This is a genomic window from Mycobacterium sp., from assembly GCF_049683935.1.
GTDB lineage: Bacteria > Actinomycetota > Actinomycetes > Mycobacteriales > Mycobacteriaceae > Mycobacterium.
Genome location: NZ_JBAUJR010000221.1, coordinates 1 through 4,885, shown reverse-complemented (window position 1 = coordinate 4,885; position 4,885 = coordinate 1). Strand labels below are relative to the sequence as shown.

General features: G+C 66.7%; 7 protein-coding genes and 1 pseudogene. 4 read left to right on the top strand and 4 right to left on the bottom strand.

What is annotated here, in order from left to right:
* Positions 1 to 266: MspA family porin (locus WA965_RS12790; protein WP_526298856.1), on the top strand; the 266-nt coding region annotated here is incomplete at its 5' end.
* A gap of 98 nt (positions 267 to 364) precedes the next feature.
* Here WA965_RS12790 and mscL read toward each other — a convergent pair.
* Complete coding sequence (mscL, locus tag WA965_RS12785) at positions 365 to 799, bottom strand: large-conductance mechanosensitive channel protein MscL (protein WP_526298854.1); 435 nt, start codon at positions 797 to 799, stop codon at positions 365 to 367.
* 395 nt (positions 800 to 1,194) lie between these two features.
* Between mscL and WA965_RS12780 the strand changes: the two genes are divergently transcribed.
* Positions 1,195 to 1,611, top strand: coding sequence for a hypothetical protein (locus tag WA965_RS12780; protein WP_526298852.1), 417 nt, complete (start codon positions 1,195 to 1,197; stop codon positions 1,609 to 1,611).
* 65 nt (positions 1,612 to 1,676) lie between these two features.
* Here WA965_RS12780 and WA965_RS12775 read toward each other — a convergent pair whose 3' ends face one another.
* The 3 genes from WA965_RS12775 to WA965_RS12765 all read right to left on the bottom strand — a co-directional run bounded on the left by WA965_RS12775 (position 1,677) and on the right by WA965_RS12765 (position 3,446).
* Positions 1,677 to 2,333 (bottom strand): SAF domain-containing protein, encoded by a 657-nt coding sequence (locus WA965_RS12775; RefSeq protein WP_526298850.1) that lies wholly within the window; start codon positions 2,331 to 2,333, stop codon positions 1,677 to 1,679.
* Between the two features lie 64 nt (positions 2,334 to 2,397).
* Positions 2,398 to 2,763, bottom strand: a complete 366-nt coding sequence (locus WA965_RS12770) for an FmdB family zinc ribbon protein (RefSeq protein ID WP_526298848.1) — start codon at positions 2,761 to 2,763, stop codon at positions 2,398 to 2,400.
* Positions 2,764 to 2,861: 98 nt separating this feature from the next.
* Entirely contained in the window at positions 2,862 to 3,446 is a 585-nt protein-coding gene (locus WA965_RS12765) for a 5-formyltetrahydrofolate cyclo-ligase (RefSeq protein WP_526298846.1), read from the bottom strand.
* A gap of 64 nt (positions 3,447 to 3,510) precedes the next feature.
* On the opposite strand from WA965_RS12765, the gene WA965_RS12760 reads away from it, so the two are divergent.
* Together WA965_RS12760 and WA965_RS12755 are read left to right on the top strand one after the other, a co-directional pair.
* Positions 3,511 to 4,434, top strand: a complete 924-nt coding sequence (locus tag WA965_RS12760; protein ID WP_526298844.1) for a UTP--glucose-1-phosphate uridylyltransferase — start codon at positions 3,511 to 3,513, stop codon at positions 4,432 to 4,434.
* A gap of 86 nt (positions 4,435 to 4,520) precedes the next feature.
* A pseudogene (locus WA965_RS12755) lies at positions 4,521 to 4,885 on the top strand (molybdotransferase-like divisome protein Glp); the annotation flags it as partial.

Here is a 4,885-nt window from a genome sequence, read left to right as displayed (position 1 = left end):
TCGGCGGTAACTTCGCCGGCATCGTGACTCCGCCGCTGTTCCCGGGTGTGTCGATCTCGGCTGACCTGGGCAACGGTCCGGGTATCCAGGAAGTGGCGACCTTCAGTGTGGACGTGGCCGGCCCCGGCGGCCAGGTGGCAGTGTCCAACGCGCACGGCACGGTGACCGGCGCGGCCGGCGGTGTGTTGCTGCGTCCGTTCGCCCGGTTGGTGTCGTCGACTGGCGACAGCGTCACCACCTACGGCGAACCGTGGAACATGAACTGACCAAGGCCTGAACGACAATAGGCCTGAACGAATATCGGCCCCCGGCATTGCCGGGGGCCGATTTCGTCTGTCCTGCAGTGACTATGCGTGGGTGCCGGTCACTCCGAGTGGTCGATCGGAGACGCCGGGCTGCCGTGCTTGCCGGCGGACCCGCCGCTGGACTCGGCGCGCAGGAGGTCGCGGATCTCGGTCAACAACGTCAGCTCGGTCTCTGTGGCTTCCACCTTCTTGTCGCGTTCCTTGATCTTCTTGAACGGCACGACGATCACGAAGTAGATCACCGCGGCCACGATGAGGAAGTTGATGCCGGCCGACAGCACCGCGTTGAGATCGACGAACTGGTCACCCCCCAGCGGAATCCGCAGGATGCCGTACTCGGCGTCGGGTCCGGCACCGATGCGATCGATGAGGGGCTGAATGACGCTCTGCGTGAATGCCGTGACGAGGCCGGTGAATGCCGCCCCGATCACGACTGCGACGGCCAGGTCGATCACGTTGCCCCGAGATATGAAGTCCTTGAACCCCTTCAGCATTGCCCGAGTCCTTTCGTATGGCTGGTACCAGGTCAAATGAACCGTAACCCCGCAGGTCGCGCCCGGGTCGTCCGATGCCGTTTCCGGCGTGCCGTCATCGCGGCGAACGTGTCACCGGCGCCTTTGCCGCGCGTTCCGGGGTTTCACCTGCGGACGGGTCCTGCCGGCGACCTCCCGACTGAGCCGGATCACCCGTTGTCCCCAGCTCTTTCACGGTAGAACCGGAGGATCGGGAAGCGGCGCACCGAGTCGCTGAATCTAAGCGGATCCTGAAGGAATTCGCTTTGCTCGGTGATGCGATGCGCGGTGGGGTTCGGCCTGATAGTCTTCTGCTTGGACTTCAAACTTTCGACCCTCGTAACGCTCGCGATCTCGCCACAGAAAGGGGCAGGCCGATGGCCGCTCTCCTCCAGAATTCCAAGAAGCTGGCCGTTGTCGGCTTCGGTGCACTTGCCGTCAGCGTGGGTGCTCTGACCTTCGGTGCGGGGACTGCGAGCGCGCAACCCGATCCCAACGATCCCTCACTCACCGAGGTCGGCGGAGACGGAGTCGTGAACTCGCGGCAGTCGGCCGCAATCGCGGGTGGGGACTACTGCACTGCAAGCCCCGGAACGCTGAGCACGGCATCGACCATCACCAGCGATATCGGCATTCCGACGCAGAAGGCCGAAGAGTCCGGTCCCGAGTGGGTCGGATCGCGCGGCTGGACGGCGATCGGTCTGTCGCCCTCCGACCCGTGGGGTGGCGCCTTCGATCCGCGGAACACCAGCACCGGCCCGCAGTGCGGCCCGGGCAGCGCAAGCGGCTTCTGAGCTCAGCACTTCGTCACAATTCGCCCCCGGCTACCAGCCGGGGGCGAATTGTGTTGTGGCACTTCCTAATGCAGCGTCAGCGTGACCGTTTGCACCAGTGCAGCGCCCGCGACGGCCTTGGCGGCTGCAGCGGGTAGGGCCACGAGCACGACTCGGCCGCCACCGGCGGTGACCCCGTTCTCCTTCGCAGATACCAGCACCACCACCGCGTCGGTGGCGATGAGCCGGGCTTCGGTTGCCGCATCGGTGGATACGGGCGCGGCGACGATATCAACGACGTCGCCGGGTCTGACAAGATCCACCAGCGCTGGGTCGGCCAGGGGGAGTGGCACGATGCGCGCGTCCGGCCCGACGGCGGACTCGGCCAGTCGCGGACCCAGCAGTCGCACGTCGGTGACGACCTCACCGCGCCGAGCCGGTCCTGCCAAGGTGGTTCCGACCACCGAATCGATGTCAACGGTCGAACCATCGGGAATGGTTGACGCCGTGCGGGTTTCGAGCGCGACGTCCTCGCCGGTGAGTTCGGTGCCCGGCGACAGGTCGCGGGTGGTGACGACGACATCGGTGTGGTCGGCGCGCGGATCGTCGCGCCAGGCTGCGACCGCGGCGAGAACAACCAGCACGCCGGCGAGTGCCCTGCGGGCAGCCACGGTGTGCGACCAGTCCGGGCGTACGGCCTGTCGGAGCCGACTCAGCGGCGTCGGGTTCAGCGAATCCCCCATACGGCCAACGCTAGGGCAGCGCAAGGGCTCCCGTCAGGCTCCGGCTGCTCGGCTGTGGATAACGTCAGTTGGACGCTGCGGCAGCCGGTGCGGATGAGCTGCTCGACGAGCTCGACTTGTCCGAGGAGGTCGACTTCTCCGACGAGCTGGAGGACGACGAACTCGACTTCTCCGACGAACTCGAAGACGACGAATCCGAGGATGACGACTCCGAGCTACCCGAGGCCGAGCTCTTGGCAGAGGCTTTGGAGGCTTCGCGGCTGTCGGTGCGGTAGAAACCGCTGCCCTTGAACACCACGCCCACTTTGCCGAACACCTTGCGCAGCCGTCCGTCGCACTGGGGGCACTGCGTCAACGCGTCATCAGTGAAGGCCTGCACCATGTCGAACTTGTTGTCGCATTCGGTGCATGCATAGGAATAGGTAGGCACAAAACCCTCCGAGGTGGTCAAACTTCTTTAGCACTCTACCGGCTCAAGTGCTAGAACCGCCAGGCGGTCCGAGTGATTCCCACCGCCCGCAGCGTCACTCAACCGTCGAGTGCGACCACACCTGCGCGCGGCGTCAACGCGTGGGTCATCCGGACATCGTGCGGCTCCGAGGGGAGATGGTCGACGAGTTCGTCGTCACGTACCACTGCCACCAGCACCGCGCCGGGGTCGGCCGACGGCAGCGTCCGGTCGTAGAACCCGGCACCGCGCCCCAGTCGCACACCGACTCGGTCGACCGCGAGAGCGGGCACCAGGACCACCGCCGCGTCGGCCAGCGCATCGACGGGCAACCAGGGCTGGGCCGGTTCACGCAGACCGAACGGCGCTGCGACCAACTCGCCCGGGCGGTACCGCCCCCACTTCAGCGGAAGCGGTGTGCCGTCGTCCCCGTGCCGGGCGACAGGCAGGAGCACGACGACGTCGTGGCCGAGCAGCGCATCGAGGAGCGCCGGTGAGCCCGGCTCGGAACCGACCGGGACGTACGCGCACACGGTTTGACCAGCCTTGACGATCGCGCCGAGGTGCGACGCCAGGGCCGCTGCCTCGCCGTCGCGGGTCTGCGGATCCACAGTGCGGCGGGCGGCCAGGATCTCGGCCCTAACCTGTGCCTTTGTCGATCGCACCGTGAAGTCCTCCGGAGCCGGGTAGGAAGGGAACATCCAACGCAGAGAGGTTAATGTGTGAACGATGAATCGGCCTGAAGTTCCGATCCCGTACACCGCGGTAGTTCCCGCGGCGGGACTGGGGACGCGCTTTCTGCCTGCCACCAAGACGGTGCCCAAGGAATTGCTGCCTGTCGTCGACACGCCGGGCATCGAGTTGGTGGCCGCCGAGGCAGCCGAGGCCGGGGCCGAGCGGCTGATCATCATCACCTCCGAGGGCAAGGACGGGGTCGTCGCGCACTTCGTCGAGGACCTGGTCCTCGAGGGGACGCTGGAGGCGCGCGGCAAGAAGTCGATGTTGGAGAAGGTCCGTCGGGCACCGGCGTTGATCAAGGTCGAATCGGTGGTGCAGGCGGAGCCTCTGGGCCTTGGGCACGCGATCGGGTGCGTGGAGTCCAGCCTGGGACCTGACGAGGACGCGATCGCGGTGCTGTTGCCCGACGATCTGGTGTTGCCGACCGGTGTGCTGGAGACGATGTCGAAGGTGCGCGCCAAGCGCGGCGGGTCGGTGCTCTGCGCGATCGAGGTGGACAAAGAACACATCAGCGCCTACGGCGTGTTCGACGTCGAAGTCGTGCCCGATGCGTCGAATCCGAACGTGCTGAAGGTCATCGGCATGGTCGAGAAGCCCAAGGCGGAGGACGCACCCTCGCCGTATGCCGCGGCCGGTCGCTACGTCCTGGACCGCGCGATCTTCGACGCACTCAAACGGATTCCGCGCGGTGCCGGTGGCGAATTGCAACTCACTGACGCGATCGCCCTGCTGATCGAGGAAGGGCACCCGGTGCATGTGGTGGTTCACCGCGGATCTCGACACGACCTGGGAAATCCCGGCGGCTACCTGAAGGCTGCGGTTGACTTTGCGTTGGAGCGAGATGACTACGGACCCGAACTGCGCGAGTGGTTGGTCGAGCGGTTGGGGCTCGCTCACGCGACGACTGAGCACTGACGGCGGTACCGCCAGCGCATTGGACCGCGCGCAGTCGGTGTCATCCAGCGTCGGCCCGGTGAGGCTGAACGGGAGAAAGGCGTGATTTGCGGTCGGTGGAGGAGCAACAGGCCCGAGTGGCTTCCGCCGCGGTAGCCCCGCGGCCGGTGCGGGTCGCCATCGCGGAAGCGCAAGGCTTGATGTGCGCCGAAGAGGTGGTGACCGAGCGTCCGCTACCCGGATTCGATCAGGCCGCCATCGACGGATACGCAGTGCGCAGCGTCGATGTCCTGGGCTACGGCGGCTCCGACGAGGGTGATGACGGCGACGAAGCCGGCGAGACCCGGGAGCGTGAGATCAGCCTGCCGGTGATGGGCGCGATCGAGGCCGGTGCGCGAACGCCGAGCAGATTGCAGCCACGCCAGGCGGCGCGCGTGCAGACCGGCGCTCCGATGCCGACCCTGGCCGACGC